Below are 23,266 nucleotides of genomic sequence, written 5' to 3'. Positions count from 1 at the left end.
ACATTCACCACCCGACGAGGGCGGCTCGGCGGCCCCGGCAATCGGTCGGCCGCGGGCCGGACGGCCGAACTGGTAATATCCCTGCCAGCCTGGGCACGCTCTAGTGGGGTCCGCATTATGAACACATAGGGACGAAGCGGGGAAAACAACAATGTCAGTTTCGGCGCGACGGACAGAGCGTCGCAACATGTCCAAAGACGAACGACGCGCTGAGATCATCCGGGCGGCGGCGGACCTGTTCGAGCGGCGAGGCTACACCGGCTCCTCGATGGACGAGATCGCGGCGGCCGTGGGAATCGGCAAGCCCACCCTGTACCACTACTTCCGGAGCAAGACGGATCTCCTGTGGTACATGCACGAAGAGCTCATCGACGGCCTGATCCAGAGCCAGCAGGCACGGATCGACGCCCAGGTGGGCGAGGCCGAGATGCTGCGCGGCGTCATTCACGATTTCCTGCACAACATCTCCACCCGCCGGGGCCAGTGCCGGGTGTTCTTCGAGAACCACCGCGAGCTGCCCGACGCCGACCAGGCGGTGGCGACCCAGAAGCGCCAGCGGTACGAGGCGATGATCCGCGACGTCATCCGAGGCGGCATCAGCTCCGGCACGTTCCGCGAGGTGAGCCCGGAGCTGTTCAGCCGCGCGCTGTTCGGCATGAGCAACTGGGCCTACCAGTGGTACCGGCCCGACGGCGCGCTCACCGCCGCCGAGGTCGCCGACGCCTTCTGGGACTACGCGTACTCAGGCCTGCGCGCCTGACCCGGCTCGCAGGGGTGTGCCGAACCAGCGGCTCAGTGCGGCGCACAGGCCGTCGGGGTCGGCTCCGGCCCAGGCGACGTAGCCGTCGGGGCGGATGAGCAGCGCGGGAGCCGGAGGGGTCGGGGTGTGGGCGGCCACCGAGTCGACCCGGTCGGCCCAGGGTGACAGTGCCTCGGCGAGCTGCGCGTCGCCGGTGAGGTCCAGGAGCAGCGGTCGGGCGCCGCGGCGCAGCTCGGCGAGGCGGCACCGGCGTCCGTCTTCGGTGGTCAGCTCCAGGCTCGGCGCGAACCACCCGGTCACCGGGGCCGGGTCCGGCTCGCCCATGTCGTAGCGGACGTCGGCGCCGGCCATCAGGTCGGCGATCATCCGCAGGTTCTCCCGGCCGTTCAGCATCTCGGTGAACAGCTCCCGCAGGGCGGTCACGGCGCTGCCGGGCGCCATCAGGGCCGTCTGGGACTGCGTCTGCATGTAGACCCGCTGACCGAGCGCGCGGCGTTCGGCCTGGTAGCTGTCGAGCAGCCCGTCGGGAGCCCAGCCGTGCAGGTGGGCCGCGAGCTTCCAGGCGAGGTTGGCGGCGTCCTGCAGCCCGAGGTTGAGGCCGGGGCCGCCGGTGGCCGGGTGCACGTGGGCGGCGTCGCCGGCGAGGAATACCCGGCGGTCGCGATACCGCTCGGCCAGGCGCGTGTTCCGCCCGGTGATACGGCGCAGCAGGGTCGGTGCGCCGTCCGGGGGCGGGTACAGGGGGACGTTCACGTCCAGCACCCGCTCGACGCTGGCCTGCATCTCGGCCAGCGTCATGGGGGCGCCGGGGCCGGGGAAGCTGCCGTCCGGATGGTCCTCCCACTCGAGGGTGTTGATGAGGGGGCGTTCGGGGTCGAACAGCGCGATCCCGATGACCCCGCGCTCCGTCCGATGGAAGTTCCCGTCGATCGCGCCGTAGCCGTCGATCAGGATCCGCCCGCTCAGCGCCTGTCTGGACCGCTCGGCCGACGCCGGCCTGATCTGCCCGGTCGGCGCGATGTGGGCCGTGCGGGAGACGATCCGTTCGTCGACGAGCCCGGGGAACGCGATCCCCGACCGCTTGCGGACCACGCTGTGGCCGCCGTCGCAGCCGACGACGAACCGGGCCGTGAGCCGGGTGCCCCTGCCGTCGCTGGTCACGGTGAGCAGCTCGACGTGGTCGTCCGACTGGGTGAGGGAACGGACCTCGTGCTCACGGCGCACGTCCACGCCCAGCTCGGACGCCCGCTCGCCGAGCACGCGCTCGAGGTCACGCTGGTTGACCTGCAGGAAGTGCATCGGGTTGTCCGCGCCGAGCGTCCGCAGCGGCAGCGGCATCGCCCCGAAGTAGAACACCGGCGCGGGCGTCGGCGCCCCCGTACCGCCGCACCGCTCGAACAGGCCCCGGTGATCCATCAGGCGCACCACCTGGCCGGTGAACCCGTTGGCCTTGTGCGCCTGGCTCGCTTCGGGCAGCCGCTCCAGCACCACCGGGTCGACCCCGGCCAGCTTGAGCTCGCAGGCGAGGAACAGCCCGACCGGCCCTCCCCCGACGATGACGACGTCGAACATCATGATCCTTCCGCTCCCGCGTTCGCGTTAAGAGTTGGTTTCGTTTCTTATTTCCGACGGTACGGTCGCTGGCGAAGGAATGCAAACCTCTCTTATTCTGGACGACATGCCCAGCGAGCGAGCCGCGTCCACGACGACCGCCGACGCGGTCAAACGCCGCCGCCGAGGGGCCGAGCTGGAGCACGCGCTGCTCACGGCGGCCTGGGAGGAGCTGGTCGCGGTCGGCTTTGCGAAGCTGACCATGGAGTCCGTCGCGGACCGCGCGAGGAGCGGGGTCGCGGTGCTCTACCGCCGCTGGGCGGACAAGAACGACCTCGTGCTCGCCGCCGTCCGCCACTACGGCGACACCCATCCGGTGGCGGTCCCGGACACCGGCAACCTGCGCGACGACGTGCTCGCGCTGCTCACGACCGTCAACGCCGAACGGACGGAGTTCGCGACGCTCATCGGCGCGACGTTCGCGGGCCTGCACCACAACACCGGGCTCACCCCGGAGGAGGCCCGCCTCATCATGCTCGGCGACCGCCCGCACCGATCCGACGAGGTGTACCGCCGGGCTCACGACCGCGGCGAGATCGACCTCGCGCGGATCCCGACGGACCTGCTCGAACTGCCGTTCCAGCTCATCCGCCACGACATCCTGATGACCCTGCGGCCGATCTCCCCCGAACGGATCCGGTCGATCGTCGACGACCTCTTCTGGCCGCTCATCACCCGGCTGAACGGGTCCGCCCGGTGTGAGACGGGTCCGGACGACTTGCGTGGGCCCGACCGCGGCTGATACGCATGAGGTGCGGCCGCGCGCCTCGATCATGCTCACGTCCCGAGCCGGCGCCCCACGGCCGCTGCCGCCGCCCTCTCGCTGTGACCCTGCGCAAACCCCGCGATCCCGCGCGCCCAGAATCAGCTACCCGAGGAATGAGGCAGCCATGCGAGCGACAGTCATCCACGGCCCCGGCGACGTCCGGGTCGAAGACGTGCCCGACCCGGCACTGCTGCACCCGACGGACGCGATCGTGCGCGTCACGCTGACCTGCGTCTGCGGCAGCGACCTGTGGAAGTACAGGAGCGCCGCGCCGCCGCCCGGTGGCCAGCGCATCGGGCACGAGTTCATCGGCGTGGTCGAGGAGACCGGCGCCGAGGTGACCACCGTGCGCGCCGGCGACCTGGTGCTCGCGCCGTTCCTGTGGAGCGACAACACCTGCGAGTACTGCCGCGCCGGGTGGACCAGCTCGTGCCGCAACGGCGGGCGCTGGGCGGTCGGCGACGTGGACGGCGCGCACGGCGAGGCGGTGCGCGCGCCTCAGGCGGACGGCACGCTGGTGAAGTTGCCCGCCGACACCGCCGAGGAGCACATGCCGGCGCTGCTGTCGCTGTCCGACGTGTTCCCCACCGGCCACCACGCCGCCGTGCGGGCCGGGGTGGGTCAGGGCGCCACCGTGGTGGTGATCGGCGACGGCGCCGTGGGCCTGTCCGCCGTGCTCGCCGCCCACCGCCGCGGCGCCAACCGGATCGTGCTCATGGGCCGCCACCCCGACCGCACCGACCTGGGCCGCGAGTTCGGCGCCACCGACGTCGTCGCCGAGCGCGGCGAGCCGGCGGTGGCCAGGGTGCGCGAGCTGACCGGCGACGGCGCGCCGCACGTGCTGGAGTGCGTGGGCACCGTCGACGCGTTCGAGACCGCGCTCGGCGTGGCGCGCGATGCCGGCACGATCGCCAGGGTGGGCGTGCCCCAGTACCGGGACGCCCGGCTGGACTTCGATGTGTTCCTGCGCAACCTGACCATCACCGGCGGGGTGGCGCCGGCGCGGGCGTACATCCCCGAGTTCCTGCCCGACGCGCTGGCCGGCCTGCTCCCTTCGGGCCGGGTCTTCGACAGCACCGTCAAGCTGGAGGACATCGCCGACGGCTACCGCGCCATGAACGACCGCACGGCGCTCAAGGTGCTGGTCCGTCCCTGACCCTCGGCCGGCGCGGCGGTGGGGACGACAGCCGCCCGCGCAGGCCGGTGAGCAGGTCGGATGCCGCCGTCGAGCGGTGCTCGTCGCGGGCGGCGACGCCGAGTACGAGCGTGTCGGTGAGCACGGTGGAGGCGAGGCACTCACCGGTCAGCCCGCTGCCGGAGTGCACGGCCGGCAGCGCGACGGTGACCCGGTCGCCGAGGCGCGCGCCCAGCGAGTCGGAGACCAGCACCACCCGGGCGCCGACCTCGGCGGCGTGGTCCAGGATGACGTCCAGCTCGGGGAGCATCCGGCCCGGCGCGTAGATCACCAACACGTCGCCCCCGGCGAGCGCCAGCAGCTCGTCGGCGAGCCGGAACCCGGTGGCGCCGGCCGCCCGGGCGCGCACGCCGACCCTGGTCAGCCTGGTCGTCAGGTACTCGGCGACCAGCGCGGAGATCCCGACGCCGTAGCCGACCACCTCGGTGGCCCCGGCCAGGAGGTCCACCGCGCGCTGGACCTCCTCGGTGCGCAGCAGCCGGCGGGTCTCGGCCAGCCGCTCGGCGGCCTCGGCGAACACCGAGTCGAGCAGCCCGGCCGACTCGCCGGCGTGCTCGATGCGCTGCGCCAGCCGGACGGCGGGCCGGCGCACCCGCACCAGGTAACCGCCCACGTCGTGCTTGAGCTCGGGCAGCCCGGAGTAGCCCAGCGCCTTCGCGGTGCGGATCACGGTGGCATCGCTGGTGCCGGCGGCCTTGGCGAGCTGCTCGGCGGTGGCGAACAGCACCTCCTCGGAGCGGGCGCGCAGGTACTCGGCGACCATCAGCTCGGTCGGCGTCAGCACGTCGGCCCGCTCCGCGATGCGGCGCGCCAGCGGGGCCTCCCCGGGATCTGTAGTACTCATTACATCTCGCGCTCCCCTTGTGATGTCTGCGACACACGGCTACTGTAGCAGATACGACAGATCGGTAGTCATCATTACAGTCGATCCGAGGAACGCGCCATGCGGGCAAGGACGCTCGTCGTCACCGTGCTGGTCATCGCCGCACTCATCACCGGAGGCTGCGGCGGGGTCAGCTCGCGATACGACAAGGCGTCCGGTGGCGACCAGCGCGCGGTGCGGGCGGCCGTCGACGCGGCTCCGGTGGCCACCGACGCGGACCTGGCGGCCAGCCCGGCCGCGCAGGCGATCAGGCGGCGCGGCACGGTCAGCATCGGCGCCGGCTACGACGTCCCGCTCTACTCCCTGAAGGACCCGATGACCGGCGAGTACACCGGCTTCGACGCCTCGCTGGCGCGGATGCTCGCCAAGTACCTCACCGGCCGGCCGGACGTGAGCTGGGTGAACGTCACCAGCGACACCCGCGAGGCGCTGATCCAGAACGGCACCATCGACTTCACCGTCGCCACGTACCAGATCACCCCGCAGCGGGCCAGGCTGGTGGACTTCGCCGGGCCCTACCTCATCGGCGGCGGCGCGATCCTGGTGCGCAGGGACAACACCGCCGTGCACGGCCTGGCCGACCTCGACGGCGTGACCACCTGCACGATGCCGGCCGTCGCGGCGGAGGCGCTGCGGCGGCTGCAGCCCGGCGCCAGGCAGGTCATCTTCGACTCGGCCACCCAGTGCCTGCGCGCGCTGCAACAGGGCAGGGTGGACGCCTTCTTCCTCAACAGCGCCATCCTGTCCGGGTTCGCGATGCGCCACGACGACGTCAAGTTCGCCGGGCCGCCGACCCGGGACGCCCCGTTCGGCATCGGCATGTCCAAACAGGACCCCCGGCTCAAGGCGGTGGTGAACCACTGGCTGCGCACGATCTACGCGGACGGCACCTGGCAGCGGCTGTGGCGCGCGACCGTCGGCACCGTCGAACGCGACGGCCCGCCGGCACCACCGGAGATCGGCTCGGTCCCCGGCTCCTGACCACGGCAAACGGCACCGGCACCGGCACGAAAGGAGGACAACGACGTTGGACGCCATCTGGGCCAACCTGGACGCGATCGGCGGCGGTCTGCTCACCACCGTCGAGCTGACGGTGCTGTCGTTCGCCTGCGCGCTCGTCCTGGGCACCGTCGTCGCCGTGGCGCGGATCTGCCCGGTGCCGCTGCTGCGCGCGCTCGGCACCGGCTACGTGGAGATCTTCCGCAACGTGCCGCTGCTGATGCTGCTGGTGCTCATCGTGTTCGCGCTGCCGGACGCCGGGGTGAGCGTCTCGCTGTTCGCCTCGGTGGTCGCCGGGGTGGCCAGCTACGCGGCGGCGTACGTGTGCGAGGCGATCCGGTCCGGGGTGAACAACGTCGGCGTCGGCCAGGTGGAGGCGGCGCGCGCGGTCGGGATGACGTTCACGCAGGTGCTCGTGCACGTGGTGCTGCCGCAGGCGTTCCGCTCCATGGTGCAGCCGCTGACCAACATCTTCATCGCGGTGGCGTTGAGCACCTCGCTGGCCGCCTCGGTCGGCGTGATGGACCTGACCGGGGTCACCCGGATGCTGAACGTCAACTATGCGCAGCCGGTGCCGGCGTTCCTCTGCGCGGGCCTGTGCTATGTACTGATCACGCTGGGCGCCGGGCTGCTCGGCGGGGTGGTCGAGCGCCGGCTGCGGGTCGGTCGGTAGCGCCCGCGATGTCAGCCATGGCCGAGACGTTCCTGTTCGACGCGCCGGGGCCGCGCGCCCGGCGCCGGATCCGGGCGGCCACGGCGGTCACCGTGCTGGTGCTGGCCGGGGCGCTGGTCGTGGTGCTGGCGAACCTGGGTACGCGCGGTCAGCTCGACGCGGACCGCTGGGCGGTGTTCACTGAGTGGCCCGTCCAGCGGTTCCTGCTGCGCGCGCTCGGCTCGACGCTGATGGCGGCGGCGGTGGCCGGGGCGGTGTCGTTCCCGCTGGCGGTGCTCGTGGCGCTGGCCCGGCTGTCGGCGTACGCGCCCCTGAGCCGGGTCGCCACCGCGTACGTGGAGCTGTTCCGGGCGATACCGCTGCTGCTGGTGATCTACGTGTTCCTGCTCGGGCTGCCCGTCGCCGGGGTGCAGGTGCCGCCGTTCTGGCAGCTCACCCTCTCGCTGATCATCCACAACACGGCGGTGCTGGCCGAGATCGTCCGGGCCGGGATCCTGGCGCTGGACCGGGGCCAGGTCGAGGCGGCGCAGGCGCTGGGCATGACGCGGGCGCAGACCATGGCCTCGGTGGTCATCCCGCAGGTCCTGCGGGCGTTGGCGCCCGCGCTGCTGAGCCAGCTGGTCGCGCTGCTCAAGGACACCACGCTCGGCTACGTGGTCAGCTACCCCGAGCTGCTGGACTCCGCGAAGGTGCTCGGCGAGTACACCTCGAACCTGCTGCCCACCTACCTGACCGTCGCGGCGCTCTACGTCGCACTGAACCTGCTGTTGTCGTGGCTGGCCCGAGTGCTGGAACGTCGACGGCGCGCGCCCCCAACCATCGAAGAGGAAGACCAGGAGGAGCTACCGCATGCGGAACGTGCCGGGGCACGGTAAGAGGCTGTCGTACTACCACTTCGGCACCACGCCGTTCTTCGCGTCCCAGTACGACCAGCGGTTCAGCTACTGCGCGTACGTCCCGCACGACTACGACGAGGACGGCGACCACGAGTACCCGCTGGTCGTGCTGATGCACGGCACCGAGCGCGGCGCCCACCGCTACCGCGACGAGTTCGCCGAGTTCTGCGAGCGGCACCGCTGCATCGCGCTCGCGCCGCTGTTCCCGGTCGGCATCGGGACGCCCGGCGAGCTGGACAACTACAAGTTCATCGAGTACGAGGGCATCCGGTTCGACCGGGTGCTGCTGGCCATGGTGGACGAGGTCGCGCGGACCTGGCGGGTGCGCGCGGAGCGGTTCCTGCTGCACGGCTTCTCCGGCGGCGGCCACTTCGCGCACCGCTTCCTGTACCTGCACCCTCGGCGGCTGGCGGCGGTGTCGGTGGGCGCTCCGGGCGTGGTCACCCTGCTGGACACCGAGGCGGACTTCTGGGTCGGCGTGCGCGACCTGGAGCAGCGGTTCGGGACCGGGCTCGACCTGGACGCCGTCCGGGCCGTGGCGGTGCAGCTGGTGATCGGCGCGGAGGACACCGCGACCTGGGAGATCACCATCCGCCCGGACGGCCCCCGGTGGATGCCCGGCGCGGACCGGCAGGGCGCCAACCGCCAGGACCGGATGCGCGCGCTGCGGGACAGCCTGGAGCGGCACCGCGTCAAGGTCCGCCACGACGTGGTCCCCGGGGTCGAGCACGACGGCATCGCCGTGCTCGACCCGGTGCGGGAGTTCTTCGCCGAGGTGCTCCGGTCAGACGGGTAGGCGCCCGGCCGGGTGGCGGGTGGCCGCGTTGAGCCGGTTCCAGACGTTGATGTTCGCGATCGCCAGCAGCAGGGCCGCCAGCTCCCGCTCGTCGTAGTGCTTGGCGGCCTCCTCCCAGATCTCGTCCGGGACCGGGTCAGGACGGTCGGCGAGCCGGGTGGTGGCCTCGGTGAGGGCCAGCGCGGCGCGCTCGGCGTCGGTGAAGTACGGCGCCTCCCGCCAGGCCGCGACCATGATCGCCCGCTTGTCCGTCCCGTCCGCCCGCGCCAGCTCCCGCCAGTGCATCTCGACGCACACGCTGCAGCCGTTGATCTGGCTGGCGCGCAGGTGGACCATGGGGACCAGCGGCGCCGGCAGGCCGGCCTCCTCGGAGGACTTCGCCAGCGCGTTCAGCGCGTCCATCGCGGCGGGGAAGATCCTGACCGGGTGCTCGATCCGTGGCTGCATGATGAGCTGTCTCCTTGGGTTGTCACGGGGTTGTCACAAACGTCGGTTCCGGTACGTCACCGCACTGACGGAGCGCGACGGAGGAATGTGACAGATGGACGACGGCGACTGGCTGGCCACGCGGTTCGAGGAGAACCGGGGCCACCTGCGGGCGGTGGCGTACCGAATGCTCGGCTCCCTGACCGAGGCCGACGACGCCGTGCAGGAGGCCTGGCTTCGGCTCAGCCGCTCAGACTCCGGCGCCATCCACAACCTGGGCGGCTGGCTGACCACCACCGTGGCCCGGGTCTGCCTGGACATGCTGCGGTCCAGAAGCTCGCGCCGTGAGGAGCCGCTCGGCCCGCACGTGCCGGACCCGGTGGTCAGCCGCGACACCGGCACCGACCCGGAGCACGAGGCGCTGCTGGCCGACTCGGTAGGCCTGGCGATGCTGGTCGTGCTGGAGACGCTCGCGCCCGCCGAACGGCTCGCGTTCGTGCTGCACGACACCTTCGGAGTGCCGTTCGAGCAGATCGCCCCGCTGGTGGGCCGCTCCCCCGCCGCCGCGCGCCAACTGGCCAGCCGCGCCCGCCGTCGCGTCCGGGCGAGCGCCCCCGTGCCGGACCCCGACCTGGACCGCCAGCGCGAGGTGGTCGACGCGTTCCTCGTGGCGGCCAGGGACGGCGACTTCGACGCGCTGGTCGCGGTGCTCGACCCGGACGTGGTGCTGCGCGCCGACCAGGGCGCCCTGGCCGTCGGGGCGCCCGCCGAGGTCAGGGGCGCCGCCGCGGTCGCCCGCCAGGCGATCACCTACTCCCGCCTCGGCGCGCCCGGCTCGCGGGTACGGCCGGCGCTGGTCAACGGGGCCGCCGGGCTCGTCGCCTCCCGCGACGGGCGGCCGTTCTCGGTGCTCGGGTTCACCGTCAGCGCCGGCAAGGTCGTCGAGCTGGACATCCTGGCCGACCCGGAACGCCTCGCCCGCCTCGACCTCGCCGTGCTCGACGACTAGTCGGACCAGGCTGTCACACTCGCGAGATGGCCCCAGGTACATGGACGCCGGACCGGGACGCGTTGCGCGGGCGGATCGCCGTGGTCGCCGGGGCGACCCGGGGCGCCGGGCGGGGCATCGCCGCCGCGCTGGGCGAGGCCGGCGCGACGGTCATCTGCACCGGGCGCAGCAGCCGCACCGGCACCGACCGCTCCGACTACACGGACCGCCCGGAGACGATCGAGGAGACCGCCGAGCTGGTTACCGCGCTCGGCGGGGTCGGGGTCGCCGTCCCGGTGGACCACCTCGACCCCGACCGGGTCCGCGCCCTGGCCGAGCGGATCCGCGACGAACACGGCCGGATCCACGTGCTGGTCAACGACATCTGGGGCGCCGAGCGGCTCAAGGGCGCCCCGCCGGAGTGGAACACCCCGATCTGGGAGCACGACCTCGACAAGGGCCTGCGCATCCTCCGGCTGGCCGTCGAGACCCACGTGATCACCTCCCACCACCTGCTGCCGCTGCTGGTCGACCGCCCGGGCGGCGGCCTGCTGGTCGAGATCACCGACGGCACCGCCGAGTTCAACGCCTCCCGGTACCGGATCTCGGTGTACTACGACCTAGCCAAGGTCGCGGTGAACCGGCTGGCGTTCTCCCAGGGCCACGAGCTGGCCGAACGCGGCGGGACGGCGGTGGCGCTGACCCCGGGCTGGCTGCGCTCGGAGATGATGCTCGCCAACTTCGGCGTCACCGAGGACAACTGGCGCGACGCGCTGGTCCCCGGCAAGGTCGAGGGCTACCCCAGCGCCCGTGAGGGGTTCGAGGGCTCCGAGTCGCCCCGGTACGTGGGCCGCGCCGTGGCCGCGCTGGCCGCCGACCCGGACCGGGCCAGGTGGAACCAGCGCTCGGTCACCTCCGCCGAGCTGGCGCGCGAGTACGGGTTCACCGACGTCGACGGCACCCGGCCGGACAGCTGGGCCGCGCTGTGACTCACCGGTCGAGCCGGGCGACCAGCCGCTTCGGGGCCACCTGGCGGTAGGCGTCGGTGATCACCTCGGTGACCTCGTCCCAGTCCGGGCCGGGGTCCAGCCACATGCCGACCCAGCCGGACCCACCGAAGGCCGGGGCGAAGAACCTGTCGGGCTCGGCGGCGAGCAGCTCCTGGCGCGCCCCCGGCGGTGCCGCCGCCCAGAGCGCCACCCTCGGCTGCCCCAGGCGGGGGTGCTCCGCCGGCTCGACGAACTTGGCGAACGAGCGCCGCCCGCGCACGAACCAGGTCGGCGCGCCATGCGTGAGTCCCTCTGTCACCTCCGGCAACGCCAGGCAACGCTCGCGCACCCCGGCCAGCTCCCGGCCGTGATCCCGATCATTGCGCGAACCTCCCATAGCCGTTAAGCATGCATGCCGTGAACCTGAAGCGCTTCGCGCGCGACGAGCGGGCCGACCTCGCCGAGCTGCTCGCCACCCTGTCTCCCGAACAGTGGGAGGCGCCGAGCCTGTGCGAGGGCTGGCGGGTGCGCGACGTGGTGGCACACATGCTCAGCTACGACGAGCTGGACACCCGGGCGCTGGTCGGGCGGTTCGTCAAGGGACGGTTCGCGCTCAACCGGACCAACGCCGTCGGGTTGGCGGAGTACGGCACGCGCGACCCCGACCAGCTGCTCACCCTGCTCAACGACCACCTGGAGCCGAGGGGCCTGACCGCCGCGCTCGGCGGCATGGTCGCGATGCTCGACGCGATGATCCACCACCAGGACATCCGGCGCCCGCTGGGCCTGCCCCGGCAGATCCCGCCCGACCGGCTGGCCCAGGGGCTGCGCTGCGCCATGATCGCCCCGCCCATCGGCGCTTACTGGCGGACCCGGGGCCTGCGGCTGATCGCCACCGACCTGGACTGGTCGCACGGCAACGGGCCGGAGGTGCGGGGTCCCGGCGAGGCGCTTCTGATGGCCGCCGCCGGCCGGCGCGGCGTGGTGGAGGAGCTGGCCGGCCCCGGCCAGGCCACCCTGGCCGGCCGGATCGGCGGCTAGGCGGCCCAGACCCGGCCGGCCAGCGCCCGCGCGGTGGGCAGGATGTCGTCGTCCTCGGCCAGTATCTGGACGGCGACCTGGCTCGCGCCCGCCTCCAGGTGCGCGCGCAGCCCGGCGGCGACCGCGTCCGCGTCGCCGTGCACGGCCAGCGCGTCGACCACCCGGTCGCTGCCGGGGAAGGTCACGTCGTCGTCGGAGAACCCGAGCCGGCGCAGGTTGGCCACGTAGTTGGACAGCCGCAGGTACGGGCCGACCCGGGCGCGGCCGAGCCGGCGGGCGCGCTCGGGGTCGGCGTCCAGCACGACCTTCTGCTCGGCCACCAGCAGCGGCGCCACGCCCAGCCGCTCGCGCGCGCCCCGGGTGTGGTCGGGGGTGATGAGGTACGGCAGCGCGCCGGCGGTGCGGGTGCGGGCCAGCTCCAGCACGCGCGGCCCGAGCGCGGCCAACGCCCGCCGGTGCGCCGGGACGCCGGCCTGGTCCAGCTCGTCGAGGTAGTCCACCAGCGCGTCGTAGGGCTTGCGGTAGTCGGTGTTGTGCTCGCGGTGCCCGGCGCCGATGCCGAGCACGAACCGCCCCGGGTACCTCGCCTCCAGCCGGTGGAACGACTCGGCGACCGGCTTGGCCGGCGCGGTCCACACGTTGACGATGCTGGTGCCGACCACCAGCCGCTCGGTGGCCTCCAGCAGCGGGTCGACGACGTCCAGCCCGGCCGCCGGCGAGGCGCCCAGCCAGATCGTCGAGTACCCGAGCCGCTCCAGCTCGCTCGCTACCCGAGGGCTCACCCCCGAGTGACGTACCCACATCCCGACCGCGCCCAGGTTCTCGATCGCCATGCCTACGCCAACCCTCGTACCGGCCGCGCACATTCCCGCCCGCCGCGCGCTTAGGCCGGTAGGCGGTTCACCACCGAAGCGGCCAGCTCGCTCGCCCACCCGCACAGCCGTTCGTTCTGCTCCGAGCCCTTGACCGCGACAAGGGCCAGCTCCGTGACGCTGGCCGCGGTCGCCGCCGGCCGGGAGACGACGGTGGCATCACATCGACGGAGCTTGCCGTCGGGCAGGATCCTCAGCCAGGCGCGGCGGCCGGCGATGATGGTGGCGTCACCGTAGTCGCCCGGTGTCGAGTCGTTCAGCAGCAGGTAGATCTCGACGCTCTTGGTCGTAGTGCCCCAGAAGCAGGACCAGTTGGCGAAGCCGGGGATGCGGATGGTCGGGTTGAGGTCCGCCACGGTGGCCAGCTCGGCGCCGGTGAGCAGGGTGCAGGCGTCCTGGTCGCCGCTCGCCCACGCGGCGGCGCGGCCCGGCCGGTACGTGACGCCGTCGCGGGCAAGCGCGCCGATGGCGACGGCGGCGCCCACGTCGGCGAGCCTGCACATGTCGAACTCGTCGATGCCGTGCCCGCCGATGAAGACCCGGGTGCGGTCCGTGAGGAAGAGGATCCGATCGCAACCGGACAGCGACCCTGTGCGGACGGGCTCCTTGCGCACCAGGGTCATCTCGCCGATCCGTTCGGGGCTGCCGCCGACCGAGGCGACAGTGTCCGCTGACCTGCGGAACGACAACGCCAGGTACACATCGGTGTCGCGCGGCGTAACGATCTTCACCCGGCACCCGCTCAGTTGGGCCGGGTTGACGATCGACGGCCGGCCGAACTGGCGCAGCCAGTCCAGGTCGACCAGCGCGCACGGGTCGGCCGCCTTCTGGTCCCCGGTGAGCGAGACCGGGCCGGTCGTCGCGGGCAGCGGCGGTACGCCGACCGGTGGCGCGTCGGGGCCGGCCAGCCACCGGTACCCCACGACGGCGACCGAGGCCGTGCACAGCACGAGCCCCAACGCCACCACCCGCCTGCGCCCCAGCCGCGACCAGTGCCACACCCGCGGAAGCACCGCCGTCCGCTCTCGCCGGGGCGGCTCGGTGGCCTCGGACGGCTCATCGGGCGCCGGCTGGTCGGGTGGCAGGTCCTCGGTGTCGACGGCGCCGGCCCTGGTGGCGAAGCGGTCGAACAGCGCGGCCGCGGTGGCGGCGTCCGGGCGCACCGCCGGATCCCGAACCAGCAGGCGCAGCAGCAGCGAGGTCAGCGCGCCGGCCGAGGTGGGCGGGCGGATGATCCCGGTGCGCACCACGTTCAGCAGCCGCAGCTTGTTCTGGTCCAGCCCGAACGGCGGCTCGCCCTCGATCGCGGCGTACAGCGTGGCGCCCAGCGAGAACACGTCCGAGGCGGGGGTCGACTCGCCGCCGGCCGCGACCTCCGGCGCCAGGTAGGCGATGGTGCCGCTGATCATCCCGTCCTCGGTGACCTCCGGGTGCCCGGACAGGTGGGACACCCCGAAGTCGGCCAGCTTGACGGTGCCGTCGTCGGCGACCAGCACGTTGCTCGGCGTGACGTCCCGGTGCACGATGCCCAGCTCGTGCCCGGCCGCCAGCGCCTCGGCCACCGCCGTGCCGATCCTGGCCACCGCCACCGCGTCGAGCCGGCCGTGCTCGCGGCGCAGCGCGGCCAGGCTGCGCGAGGGCACGTACTCCATCACCAGCCACACGGAGTCGTGCTCGACGTGCACGTCGTGGGTGGCCACCACTCTGGGGTTGCCCCGCAGCCGCTCCGCGGTGGCCGCCTCCCGCAACGCCCGCGCCCGCACCACCGAAGGGGGCTCGCCGCCGTTCCCGTCGGTCAGCGAGATCCGCTTGAGCGCGACGGTCCGGTCCCGCCGCTGGTCGGTGGCCCGCCAGACCACCCCCATCCCGCCGGCGCCGATCCGCTCGTGCAGCCGGTAGCGCCCGAACATCACCGACCCGGACTCCATCGACCCAGCCTCGCTACCGGTGGTGCTCTGGACAAAGACGACCGAACCCTACAACCGGGAACGCTCCCAAGCCGGGTTGGGCAGGATGCCCTCATGGGCGGCAACGCGGTGACGAACGAGACGACGTACGGGGTACAACTGCTTCCGGCCGGGACCGGCAGCCTCGCCAGGGGGTTACCGCCATGCCCGGTCGGCACCCTGTTCGCGCTGGGCGACCGGGGCGGCATCTCGGTCTCCCCCACCGCCCGCCTCGATGTGGTGTTCGGCCGCAACGAGCCCGAGGTGCACGTGTGCGTCGGCGAGGGCGACCGGGCGGTGAGCCGCCGGCACGGGGTGATCAGCCACGACGGCCACCGCTGGTCGGTGCGCAACACCGGCCGGGTCCCGATCCGAATGCCCGGGTCGCACCTGCTGCTCAGCGGGCACGAGGAGCCGCTGGCGGTGGCGTACACGCCGCTGTTCATCCGGTCCGGGCACGGGCCCGAGCACCTGCTGGAGGTCCGCGTCGCGGGCGCGCCCCGCCTCGACGCCGACGCGGTCCGCGAGGACGACAGCACCAGCGTCACGCCGGGCTGGCGGCTCACCGACATTGAGCGCCTGGTGCTGGTCGTCCTCGGCCAGCGCTACCTGCGCCACGAGGCGTTCCCGCAGCCGTTGTCCTGGACCCAGGTCGCCGAGGACCTGGCCGAGCTGCGCCCGCGCGAGGGCTGGCGCCCGAAGCGGGCCGAGCACATCGTCAGCGCCGTGCGCAGGCGCCTGGTCGAGCACGACGTCCCCGGGCTCACCCGCGACGAGGTCGGCGAGCCCATCGGCAACGCGATCAACCACAACCTGATCGTCGAGCTGCTGCTGTCCACCACCCTGGTGCCGCCGGACCTGCGGCTGCTCGCCCCGCTGGACTCGGCGTGCTGACACCCGGCCGGGCCTGACCGACCGCCGGCGTCGATGGGGGGTGTCGGCGGAGGTCAGGCCCGGCCGGCGCCGGCGGTGAGGGTGGCGCGGATCCGTTCGGCGGTCGCGGCGTCGCCGGTCGGTTCGCCGGCGGGGGCGCAGGCGTGCTCGTCGCCTCGGGCCAGCACGAACAGCGGGCGGTGCAGGACCGACAGGTCCTCGGTCGGGTCGCCGGGGACGGCGAGCACGTCGGCGGCCATGCCGGGGGCCAGGGTCCCGGTGACGGAGGCGAGGCCGCAGGCGCGCGCGGCCTTCGCGGTGGCGGCGGCAAGCACCTGCCTCGGGCTCATGCCGGCCTCGCCGAGGATGTCCAGGCCGTCCGCGTAGCGCTGGAACGGCACCATCCCGATGCCGGCGTCGGTGCCCGCGATGATCTCCAGGCCGGCGGCGTGCATGGCCCGGAGGTTGTCGAGCACGGCGGCGCGCGAGTCCCACGGGCAGAAGTACGGCTCGGGCAGGCACGCGGTGTTCATGGTCGGGCAGACGGCGATGCCGGCGGCCACCATCCGCGCGGCCACGGCGGGATCGAACCGGCTGCCGGTCTCGGTCAGCCAGGCGCAGTGCTCGATCGAGTCCACCCCGGCGGCGACGGCGCGGGCGATCCCCTCCACGCCCAGCGCGTGGGTGGTCACCCGCATGCCGAGGCGGTGCGCCTCGTCCACGCCGGCGGACAGGTGCTCGACCGTGTAGCGGGCGTGCCACGGCCGGCTGCCGGCGGTCATGAACCCGCCGGTCGTCATGATCTTGACGAGGTCGGCGCCCTCCTTCGCCCGCAGCCGCACCTGGCGCACCACGTCCTCGGCGGTGTCCGCCTCCCCGCCCATCGCCCAGGCGTGCCCGCCGGTGACCGTGATCGGGGCGTTGGCCACCAGCATCCTCGGGCCGGGGATGCGGCGGGCGGCGATGGCGTCGCGCACCGCCACCGACAGCGTGCCCGGGCAGCCCAGGTCGCGGGCGGTGGTGACGCCGGCGTCCAGCAGCCGGCGCGCGCTCTGCGCCATGACCAGCGCCAGCTCCGCGTCCGGGCGGGACAGGTCGGTGCCGGTGGACGTCGGCTCGGCGTCCATGGCGAGGTGCACGTGCGCGTCGACCAGCCCGGGCAGCAGCGTGACGTCGTCCAGCTCTCGTACCTGCGCCGGCGCCGGGACCTCGATCTCGCTCCACGCCCCGGCCGCGACGATCCGCTCGCCGTCGACGACCACCGCCCCGTCGTCCACCAGCGGCGCGTCGGCGTGGGTGAGCAGCCTCGGCGCCCGGAACACGGTGACCATCTAGGACTCCTTCCGGTACCTACGGATGGCGTCGACCACGGCGGCCACGTCCGAGCGGTCGCTGTAGTAGTGCAGCGACAGTCGCAGCAGCCGCCCCCGGGGGGCGGTCACGATCCGCCGCCGCGCCAGCCAGCGTGCCAGGGCGTCCGGGTCCTGGTCCACGATCGCGACCTGCGGCCCTCGCCCGGCCGCATCGGTCGGGCTGGCGATCATCTCGCCGTCGCCGGCCAGCTGCTCGGACAGCTCGGCGGCCAGCGTGGAGACGTGCTCGAACACGGTGGCCATGTCCAGCGGCGCGAGCAGCTCCAACCCCGCGTTGGCCGCGTACGCGGACGGGATCGGGTGGGTACCCGTCTCGAACCGCCGGGCCTCGGCGGGGAAGTCCACCAGCCGGGGGTCGAACGAGAACGGGTCGCGGCGGCCGAACCACCCCGTCAGCTCCGGGTCGCGCTGGTGCTCGGTGCCGGCGCGGACGTAGAGGAACGCGATGCCCGGCAGCCCCAGCAGGTACTTCAGCGAGCCGCTCGCCAGGTAGTCACACCCCAGCTCGTGCACGTCCACCGGCAGCACCCCGGTGCCCTGGTAGGCGTCCACGAACACCCGCGCGCCCCGCTCGTGCGCCAGCTCCACCACCTCGCGCACCGGAGGCCGGGCGCCGTTGCCGTAGAGCGCCATCGGCACCGACACCAGGTTGACGTCCTCGTCGATCTGCTCGGCGTACCCCTCGGCGGTCACCGTGGTGCCGTTGTCCCTGGCCACCCGCACGCTCGCGCCGCGCCCGCCCTGTGCCCGCCAGACCTGCGCGATGGAGGGGAACTCCAGGTCGGTGGTCACGATCGCGGCTCGTCGTGCCCAGTCCATGCTGGACGCGACCTGGTAGGCGGCCTCGGAGGCGCAGGACAGCACGGCGATCTCGCCCGGCTCGGCGCCGATGAACCGGGCGAACCCCGCCCGGGCGCGCTCCACCTCGGCGACCCAGTCCTCCCACGGCGCGCCCTTGTCCCGCAGCGAGAAGGCGATCTCCTGCAGGGCGTAGGTCAGCCGGCCGGACAGCGCGCCCTGGCTGCAACTGGCCAGGTGCACGGTGTCCGCCAGCGCCGGGAACTCCGCGCGGAACCGAGCCGCCGCGCCACCGTCCGCCATCTCGTGATACCTCCCCGACCGCCCGAAAATTTCATTGTGCTCGAATATCTTTAGCCTGATTGACAACGGGACGCAATCGCAGCAGGCTCGCCGGGTATGGAGGTCCAGAGGCGTACCCCCGCGTCGCCGTCACGCCCGAGGCGCTGGCACTGGCTGCTGCTCATCGTGCCCTTCCTCTGGTGCATTGTGGCCGTGCCCTGGGCCGGCAGCGTCGGGTACGCGTTCGGCCACGTGCCGTTCCTGCTGGTCTGGATGGTTCTTGGGGTGATCGTCGGCAGCGCCGCGATCGGCGTGGCCTACGCGATCGACAGCGCCCGCGGCGACATCGACAGGACCTGAGGCGATGATCTACGCGGTGGCGGCGGTGGTCGCGCTGGGCGCGATCGGTGGCGGGATCTGGCTGGCCGCCAGGGGCCGGCGGGTCGACGTGCGCGAGTGGTCGGTCGGCGGGCGCCGGTTCGGCGGCTTCCTGTTCTGGTTCCTGCTCGCCGGCGAGACGTTCACGACGTTCTCCATCCTGGGCGCCTCGCAGGCGGTGTACGCCGACGGCGCGCCCGCCTACTACATCCTCGGCACGGTCGTGCTCACCTCCGCGTTCGGCTACTGGGCGGTGCCCAGGATCTGGCGGGCCGGCAAGGACCACGGCCTGATGACCGAGGGCGACTACTTCTCCCGCCGGTTCGCGGCGCCGTGGCTGGGCGCGGCGCTCGGCCTGTTCGGCATCCTGGCGCTGTTGATGTACGCGCAGGTCCAGCTCACCGGCCTGTCCCTGATGCTCAAGACGCTGTTCGGCCCGCAAACCCCCGACTCGCTGAGCATCGTCGCGGCCGGCCTGCTGGTCGCGGTGTTCATCGGGGTCGGCGGCATGCGCAGCGCGGCGTTCGGCGCGGTGGTCAAGGACATCCTCATCGTGGTGGTGCTGCTGATCCTGGCGCTCATCGCGGCCGGCGCGGCGGGGGTGTCCGGCTGGGGCGGCATCTTCGACGCGGTCGCCGAGCGTCATCCGGACGCGGCCACCCTGCCCGGCCTCACCGGCGGGGCACACAACCAGTGGTGGTGGATGAGCTTCCTGCTGCTCGCCCCGATCGGCGCGTTCGTCTTCCCGCACTCCTTCCAGGTCTCGTTCACCGCCAAGGACGTGCGCACCATCCGCCGCAACCAGATCGTCCAGCCGCTGTACTCGCTGTTCTACCTGCTGGTCGTCGTGGTCGCGCTGGCCGCGCTGCTGACCAACCCCGGGCTGCGCGGCGCGGCGGCCAACGGCGCGCTGCTGCTGTTCGCCCGCACCCACGCGCCGGACTGGCTGATCGGGCTGCTCGCCGGCTCCGGCATCCTGGTCGCGCTGATCCCCACCGCCGTGCTGGTGCTCTGCTGCAGCAGCCTGTTCACCCGCAACGTCTACCCGGTCGTCCGAGGCGAGGCGAGCGAGGCCGAACAGCTGCGGATCAGCCGGATCGCCGCCGTGGTGCTCACCGCCGCCGCCGTGCTGATCACCATGGCCCGCACCCAGGCACTGCTGGACATCATGGTCGGCGTCTACAACGCCATCGGCCAGCTCGCCCCCGCGCTGTTCGGCTCGCTGCTGTGGCGGCGGATCAGCGCGGCCGGCGCGATCAGCGGCACGGTGGTCGGCGGCCTCGCGGTAGCCATCCCGCCGTTCGGCAACGCGATGCTCGCGCTGTGCCCGGCCGGCACCGTGGTCGGACTCCCCGCGCTGGTGCTCAACATCCTGGTCACCGTCGTGGTCAGCCTGGTCACCAAGCCGCCGCCCTCGGACGCCGTGACGGTCGGAATCCCGGCCGTTGACAGGTCCGTCACATCCCCCCACAATCCCTGAATTCGTTCAGCCTGACTGAAAACGGAGCCGCCATGCGCCCCGCCGTCGACAGGCCCTCCACCGCCGAGAACGGCGGGCTGCGGCGCTCGCTCACCGGCCGGCAACTGTCCATGATCGGCCTGGGCGGCGCCATCGGCACCGGGCTGTTCCTCGGCTCCGGCCTGGCCATCAAGCAGGCCGGGCCCGGCACGGTGATCGCGTACGTGCTGTGCGCGCTGGTCGCGTTCGTCATCGCGTGGGCGCTGGCCGAGATGGTGTCCGTGCACCCGGAGGCCGGCTCGTTCGGCGCCGTCGCGCGGCGCTACCTCGGCGGGCTGGCCGGGTTCGTGCAGCGCTGGACGTACTGGACGATCCAGGTCATCGCGATCGGCGGCGAGGTGGTGGCCAGCGGCATCTACGTGCAGTACTGGTGGCCGCAGCTGCCGCTGTGGCTGCCGGTGGTGGTGTTCTCCGCGGTGGTGCTCGCGGCGAACGCGGCCGCCGTGCGGTTCTTCGGCACCGTCGAGTACTGGTTCGCCATGATCAAGGTGGTCGCGATCGTGGTGTTCATCCTGCTCGGCGTCGTGCTGATCACCGTGGGCCTGCCGAAGGCGCCGGCCACCGGGTTCGGCAACCTCACCGAGCACGGCGGCTTCCTGCCGAACGGGATCCCCGGGCTGTTCCTGGCCATGGTGTTCGTGATGTTCAGCTACGTCGGCACCGAGGTGGTCGCGGTCACCGCGGCGGAGTCCGAGCACCCGGAGCGGGACATCCCGCGCGCCGCCCGCCAGATGGTGCTGCGGCTGGTGCTGTTCTACGTGCTGGCCATCGCGATCGTGCTCACCGTGGTGCCGTGGACGACCACCGCGGCGCACGGCGGCACGATCGCGGCCAGCCCGTTCGTGCTGGTCTTCAACGGCGCCGGCATCTCCGCCGCGGCGACCGTCATCAACTTCGTGGTCATCACCGCCGCGCTGTCCAGCGCCAACACGAACCTCTACCTGACCACCCGGATGCTGCACTCGCTGGCCCACGACGGCTACGCCCCGGCCTGGACCGGGCGGCTGTCCCGCGCCGGCGTGCCGCGCAACGCACTGGTGCTCAGCGCGCTCGGGCTCGCGCTGGCGGCGACGCTGTCCAAGGTGGCCGAGGACAGCGCGTACGTGGCGCTGTTCGGCGTCTCCATCTTCGGCGCGCTGGTCGTGTGGATCATGATCCTGGTGACGCACTGGGCGTTCCGCCGCGCCCGGGGCGACCAGCCGGCCCCCGCCCGCCTCTGGGGCGCCCCGTACACCACCGGGCTCGCCGCCCTGTTCCTGTGCGCGGTGCTGGTGTCCACCGCGTTCATCGAGGGCCTGGAGGCCGCCTGGCTGGCCGGCGTCCCGTTCTTCGCGCTGCTCACCATCGCCTACCTGGTGCTCGCCAGGCGCGGCCGAGCCCCGACAGGCTGAGTCGCACCCCCCGAAACGGTCATTGCCATGCCACCGCGACCCGGAGAAAGGTGGGGTGCCGGTGTGCGTTATAGCACGCCGGCAACCGGAAGGGGGTGGACCGTGTACGCACGATCCACAACAGTTCACGCGCGCCTGGAGTCGATCGACGCAGGCGTGGCCCACGTCCGGGACGAGGTGATGCCCCAACTCCTGGACATCGAGGGGTGCGTGGGCCTGTCCATGCTGGTCGACCGGATGGCCGGCCGGTGCATCGCAACCAGCGCATGGCAGTCGGAGGATGCCATGAGGGCCAGCGAGGATCGGGCCGGACCGATCCGTGACCGCGTGGCCGAGATGCTCGGCGGCGAGCCCCAGGTCGAACACTGGGAGATCGCCGTCCTACACCGTGATCACACGTCTCGTCCGGGCGCCTGCGTCCGCTCCACCTGGGTGCAGGCCCAGATGGACGGGATCGACAGGGCCATCGACGTGTTCCGGATGGTCCCGCTGCCGGCGATGGAGTCCCTGGACGGGTTCTGCAGCGCCAGCCTGATGATCAACCGCGACACCGGCCGCGCGGTCTCCTCGGTGACCTTCGACAGCCAGCGGGCGTTGGAGGACAGCCGGGAGCGGGCGGCCTCGGTGCGGGAGGAGGCCACCCGCGAGGCGGGCGTCGACATGCTCGACGTCTGCGAGTTCGAGCTGGCCGTCGCCCACCTGCGGGTTCCCGAACTGGCCTGAGAGGAGGAACGCCGAGCCCGCCCGGGACGCCGGGCGGGCAGGTGAACAAGCAGGTCAGTAGCTCGGCGGCGTGATGGAGAGCAGGAAGCGCACCGGCTCGGACGTCTCGTTGAGGTAGCGGTGCGGCGAGCGGGAGTCGAAGGACGCGCTGTCCCCCTCGGCGAGCTCGTGGCGCGCGTCCTCCACCTCGACGACCAGCCGGCCGGTCAGCACCACCACGCACTCCTCGGACGGATGGCTCCACGGCTCCTCCGAGGACGCCGCGCCGGGATCCAGCCGCCCCTCCAGGACCTCGATCTTCCCGCTGCCCGAGGACAGCCGCTGGTAGGTGATCCCGCCGCGCGGCGAGCGGACGAACATCCGCGCGTCCTTGCGCACCACCGCCACCCGCTCGCCACCCGTCTCGGCGAACAGGTTGAACAGCGGCGTCTCCAGCACCCGCGCGATGCGCCGCAGCGTCTCCAGGCTCGGGTCGCTGATCCCCCGCTCCACCTGGCTGATCAGGCCAACCGACACGTCGGCCGCCCTGGCCAGCTCGGTGACCGTCATCGAGCGGGCGGTGCGCAGGTCGCGGATGCGTAGGCCGATCACGCCGGTGACGATAATCGACCCGGGCGCCCCGGTAGCGTGAGGTCGAACCCCTAACGACGGAGGATCCGGACATGACGGCGGTGCTCACCGACGACGACAGGGCCTTCCTGGCCGAGACCAGGCTCGGCTTCATCACCGTTGCGGCACCCGGCGACGGGGCGTGGCCGACCACCCGGCCGGTGTGGTTCGAGAGCACCCCCGAGGGGACCGTGCAGCTGTTCTCCGGCGTCACGTCGCCGAAGGTGCGGCGGCTGCGGGACTCGCCGAGGGCCTCGATCCTGGTGGCGAACAACGCCGGCGAGCCGGAGCGGTGGATCTCGATCGTCGGGACGGTCACCATCGAGCCGGACGGCGCGGGCGAGCTGGCCTCCCGGCTCGGGGCGCGCTACTGGGACCTCTCCGACCCGGAGAAGGCCGCGACGCTGCGGGAGATGGTCGACTCCGACATCGTCCGGATCGTCATCCACCCGGAGACCGTCGCCCGCTACGCCGCCTGA

25 protein-coding genes are annotated in these 23,266 nt (G+C 72.7%); 16 read left to right on the top strand and 9 right to left on the bottom strand.

Features of this window, described 5'->3' with window-relative positions:
• The first annotated feature begins 187 nt into the window (after nucleotides 1-187).
• Entirely contained in the window at nucleotides 188-760 is a 573-nt protein-coding gene (locus tag N912_RS51400; protein ID WP_037064256.1) for a TetR/AcrR family transcriptional regulator, read from the top strand.
• Here N912_RS51400 and N912_RS0112245 read toward each other — a convergent pair.
• The gene (locus N912_RS0112245; RefSeq protein WP_156993462.1) at nucleotides 743-2,335 is read right to left on the bottom strand and encodes an FAD-dependent monooxygenase; all 1,593 of its coding nucleotides are present in this window, start codon (nucleotides 2,333-2,335) and stop codon (nucleotides 743-745) included. The two genes, N912_RS51400 and N912_RS0112245, sit on opposite strands and share 18 nt — an antisense overlap.
• 103 nt (nucleotides 2,336-2,438) lie before the next feature.
• Here N912_RS0112245 and N912_RS51395 point away from each other — a divergent pair, with 103 nt between their 5' ends.
• Together N912_RS51395 and N912_RS0112235 are read left to right on the top strand one after the other, a co-directional pair.
• Nucleotides 2,439-3,113, top strand: a complete 675-nt coding sequence (locus tag N912_RS51395) for a TetR/AcrR family transcriptional regulator (protein ID WP_051580090.1) — start codon at nucleotides 2,439-2,441, stop codon at nucleotides 3,111-3,113.
• Nucleotides 3,114-3,261: 148 nt separating this feature from the next.
• Nucleotides 3,262-4,293 (top strand): zinc-binding dehydrogenase, encoded by a 1,032-nt coding sequence (locus tag N912_RS0112235; protein ID WP_028922652.1) that lies wholly within the window; start codon nucleotides 3,262-3,264, stop codon nucleotides 4,291-4,293.
• Here the strand turns inward: N912_RS0112235 and N912_RS0112230 are convergent.
• Nucleotides 4,271-5,176 (bottom strand): MurR/RpiR family transcriptional regulator, encoded by a 906-nt coding sequence (locus N912_RS0112230; protein WP_028922651.1) that lies wholly within the window; start codon nucleotides 5,174-5,176, stop codon nucleotides 4,271-4,273. The genes N912_RS0112235 and N912_RS0112230 overlap by 23 nt on opposite strands.
• Before the next feature lie 99 nt (nucleotides 5,177-5,275).
• Here N912_RS0112230 and N912_RS0112225 point away from each other — a divergent pair, with 99 nt between their 5' ends.
• The 4 genes from N912_RS0112225 to N912_RS0112210 are packed head-to-tail and all read left to right on the top strand — an operon-like array spanning nucleotide 5,276 to nucleotide 8,579.
• A complete protein-coding gene (locus tag N912_RS0112225) occupies nucleotides 5,276-6,196 on the top strand; it encodes a glutamate ABC transporter substrate-binding protein (RefSeq protein ID WP_051580088.1) in 921 nt (306 codons plus the stop codon).
• A 46-nt stretch (nucleotides 6,197-6,242) separates the two neighbouring features.
• Nucleotides 6,243-6,887 (top strand): amino acid ABC transporter permease, encoded by a 645-nt coding sequence (locus tag N912_RS0112220; protein WP_028922649.1) that lies wholly within the window; start codon nucleotides 6,243-6,245, stop codon nucleotides 6,885-6,887.
• 17 nt (nucleotides 6,888-6,904) lie between these two features.
• Complete coding sequence (locus N912_RS0112215) at nucleotides 6,905-7,762, top strand: amino acid ABC transporter permease (protein ID WP_051580087.1); 858 nt, start codon at nucleotides 6,905-6,907, stop codon at nucleotides 7,760-7,762.
• A complete protein-coding gene (locus N912_RS0112210; RefSeq protein WP_028922647.1) occupies nucleotides 7,737-8,579 on the top strand; it encodes a hydrolase in 843 nt (280 codons plus the stop codon). The genes N912_RS0112215 and N912_RS0112210 overlap by 26 nt, the downstream gene beginning before the upstream one ends.
• Here the strand turns inward: N912_RS0112210 and N912_RS0112205 are convergent.
• On the bottom strand, nucleotides 8,568-9,026 hold the full coding sequence (locus tag N912_RS0112205) for a carboxymuconolactone decarboxylase family protein (RefSeq protein ID WP_028922646.1): 459 nt from the start codon (nucleotides 9,024-9,026) through the stop codon (nucleotides 8,568-8,570). The genes N912_RS0112210 and N912_RS0112205 overlap by 12 nt on opposite strands.
• A 94-nt stretch (nucleotides 9,027-9,120) precedes the next feature.
• Here N912_RS0112205 and sigJ point away from each other — a divergent pair, with 94 nt between their 5' ends.
• Complete coding sequence (sigJ, locus tag N912_RS0112200; protein WP_028922645.1) at nucleotides 9,121-10,014, top strand: RNA polymerase sigma factor SigJ; 894 nt, start codon at nucleotides 9,121-9,123, stop codon at nucleotides 10,012-10,014.
• Between the two features lie 26 nt (nucleotides 10,015-10,040).
• Nucleotides 10,041-10,982, top strand: coding sequence for an SDR family oxidoreductase (locus N912_RS0112195; protein WP_037064254.1), 942 nt, complete (start codon nucleotides 10,041-10,043; stop codon nucleotides 10,980-10,982).
• Between the two features lies 1 nt (nucleotide 10,983).
• On the opposite strand, the gene N912_RS0112190 is transcribed toward N912_RS0112195, so the two are convergent.
• Nucleotides 10,984-11,379, bottom strand: coding sequence for an MmcQ/YjbR family DNA-binding protein (locus N912_RS0112190; RefSeq protein WP_051580086.1), 396 nt, complete (start codon nucleotides 11,377-11,379; stop codon nucleotides 10,984-10,986).
• An 11-nt stretch (nucleotides 11,380-11,390) separates the two neighbouring features.
• On the opposite strand from N912_RS0112190, the gene N912_RS0112185 reads away from it, so the two are divergent.
• The gene (locus N912_RS0112185; RefSeq protein WP_028922642.1) at nucleotides 11,391-12,023 is read left to right on the top strand and encodes a maleylpyruvate isomerase family mycothiol-dependent enzyme; all 633 of its coding nucleotides are present in this window, start codon (nucleotides 11,391-11,393) and stop codon (nucleotides 12,021-12,023) included.
• On the opposite strand, the gene N912_RS0112180 is transcribed toward N912_RS0112185, so the two are convergent.
• Both N912_RS0112180 and N912_RS60230 read right to left on the bottom strand, forming a co-directional pair.
• Nucleotides 12,020-12,856, bottom strand: coding sequence for an LLM class F420-dependent oxidoreductase (locus tag N912_RS0112180; protein ID WP_037064252.1), 837 nt, complete (start codon nucleotides 12,854-12,856; stop codon nucleotides 12,020-12,022). The genes N912_RS0112185 and N912_RS0112180 overlap by 4 nt on opposite strands.
• A 50-nt stretch (nucleotides 12,857-12,906) precedes the next feature.
• A complete protein-coding gene (locus tag N912_RS60230; RefSeq protein WP_051580085.1) occupies nucleotides 12,907-14,823 on the bottom strand; it encodes a serine/threonine-protein kinase in 1,917 nt (638 codons plus the stop codon).
• Between the two features lie 93 nt (nucleotides 14,824-14,916).
• On the opposite strand from N912_RS60230, the gene N912_RS0112170 reads away from it, so the two are divergent.
• Nucleotides 14,917-15,735, top strand: coding sequence for an FHA domain-containing protein (locus tag N912_RS0112170; protein WP_064745242.1), 819 nt, complete (start codon nucleotides 14,917-14,919; stop codon nucleotides 15,733-15,735).
• Nucleotides 15,736-15,788: 53 nt separating this feature from the next.
• Here N912_RS0112170 and N912_RS51385 read toward each other — a convergent pair whose 3' ends face one another.
• On the bottom strand, nucleotides 15,789-17,045 hold the full coding sequence (locus N912_RS51385; protein WP_051580084.1) for a metal-dependent hydrolase family protein: 1,257 nt from the start codon (nucleotides 17,043-17,045) through the stop codon (nucleotides 15,789-15,791).
• Nucleotides 17,046-18,188, bottom strand: coding sequence for an aminotransferase class V-fold PLP-dependent enzyme (locus N912_RS0112160; protein ID WP_028922639.1), 1,143 nt, complete (start codon nucleotides 18,186-18,188; stop codon nucleotides 17,046-17,048).
• 96 nt (nucleotides 18,189-18,284) lie between these two features.
• Between N912_RS0112160 and N912_RS51380 the strand changes: the two genes are divergently transcribed.
• From N912_RS51380 to N912_RS0112140, 4 genes are all read left to right on the top strand, one after another.
• Nucleotides 18,285-18,527, top strand: a complete 243-nt coding sequence (locus N912_RS51380; RefSeq protein ID WP_037064249.1) for a hypothetical protein — start codon at nucleotides 18,285-18,287, stop codon at nucleotides 18,525-18,527.
• A 4-nt stretch (nucleotides 18,528-18,531) separates the two neighbouring features.
• Nucleotides 18,532-20,025: a sodium:solute symporter family protein gene (locus N912_RS51375; RefSeq protein WP_051580083.1), complete on the top strand. Its 1,494-nt coding sequence runs from the start codon at nucleotides 18,532-18,534 to the stop codon at nucleotides 20,023-20,025.
• Nucleotides 20,026-20,057: 32 nt separating this feature from the next.
• Nucleotides 20,058-21,455, top strand: coding sequence for an amino acid permease (locus N912_RS0112145; protein WP_037064247.1), 1,398 nt, complete (start codon nucleotides 20,058-20,060; stop codon nucleotides 21,453-21,455).
• Nucleotides 21,456-21,611: 156 nt separating this feature from the next.
• Nucleotides 21,612-22,178, top strand: a complete 567-nt coding sequence (locus N912_RS0112140) for a hypothetical protein (protein WP_245645258.1) — start codon at nucleotides 21,612-21,614, stop codon at nucleotides 22,176-22,178.
• A 54-nt stretch (nucleotides 22,179-22,232) separates the two neighbouring features.
• Here the strand turns inward: N912_RS0112140 and N912_RS0112135 are convergent, their stop codons facing one another.
• Nucleotides 22,233-22,769 (bottom strand): helix-turn-helix domain-containing protein, encoded by a 537-nt coding sequence (locus N912_RS0112135; protein ID WP_028922636.1) that lies wholly within the window; start codon nucleotides 22,767-22,769, stop codon nucleotides 22,233-22,235.
• A gap of 71 nt (nucleotides 22,770-22,840) precedes the next feature.
• Between N912_RS0112135 and N912_RS0112130 the strand changes: the two genes are divergently transcribed.
• Nucleotides 22,841-23,266, top strand: coding sequence for a pyridoxamine 5'-phosphate oxidase family protein (locus N912_RS0112130; protein WP_028922635.1), 426 nt, complete (start codon nucleotides 22,841-22,843; stop codon nucleotides 23,264-23,266).

This window comes from Actinospineispora acaciae DSM 45401, from assembly GCF_000620785.1.
GTDB lineage: Bacteria > Actinomycetota > Actinomycetes > Mycobacteriales > Pseudonocardiaceae > Pseudonocardia > Pseudonocardia acaciae.
The sequence above is the reverse complement of the archived record's forward strand: the minus strand, read 5'-3'. Positions and strand labels throughout refer to the sequence as shown.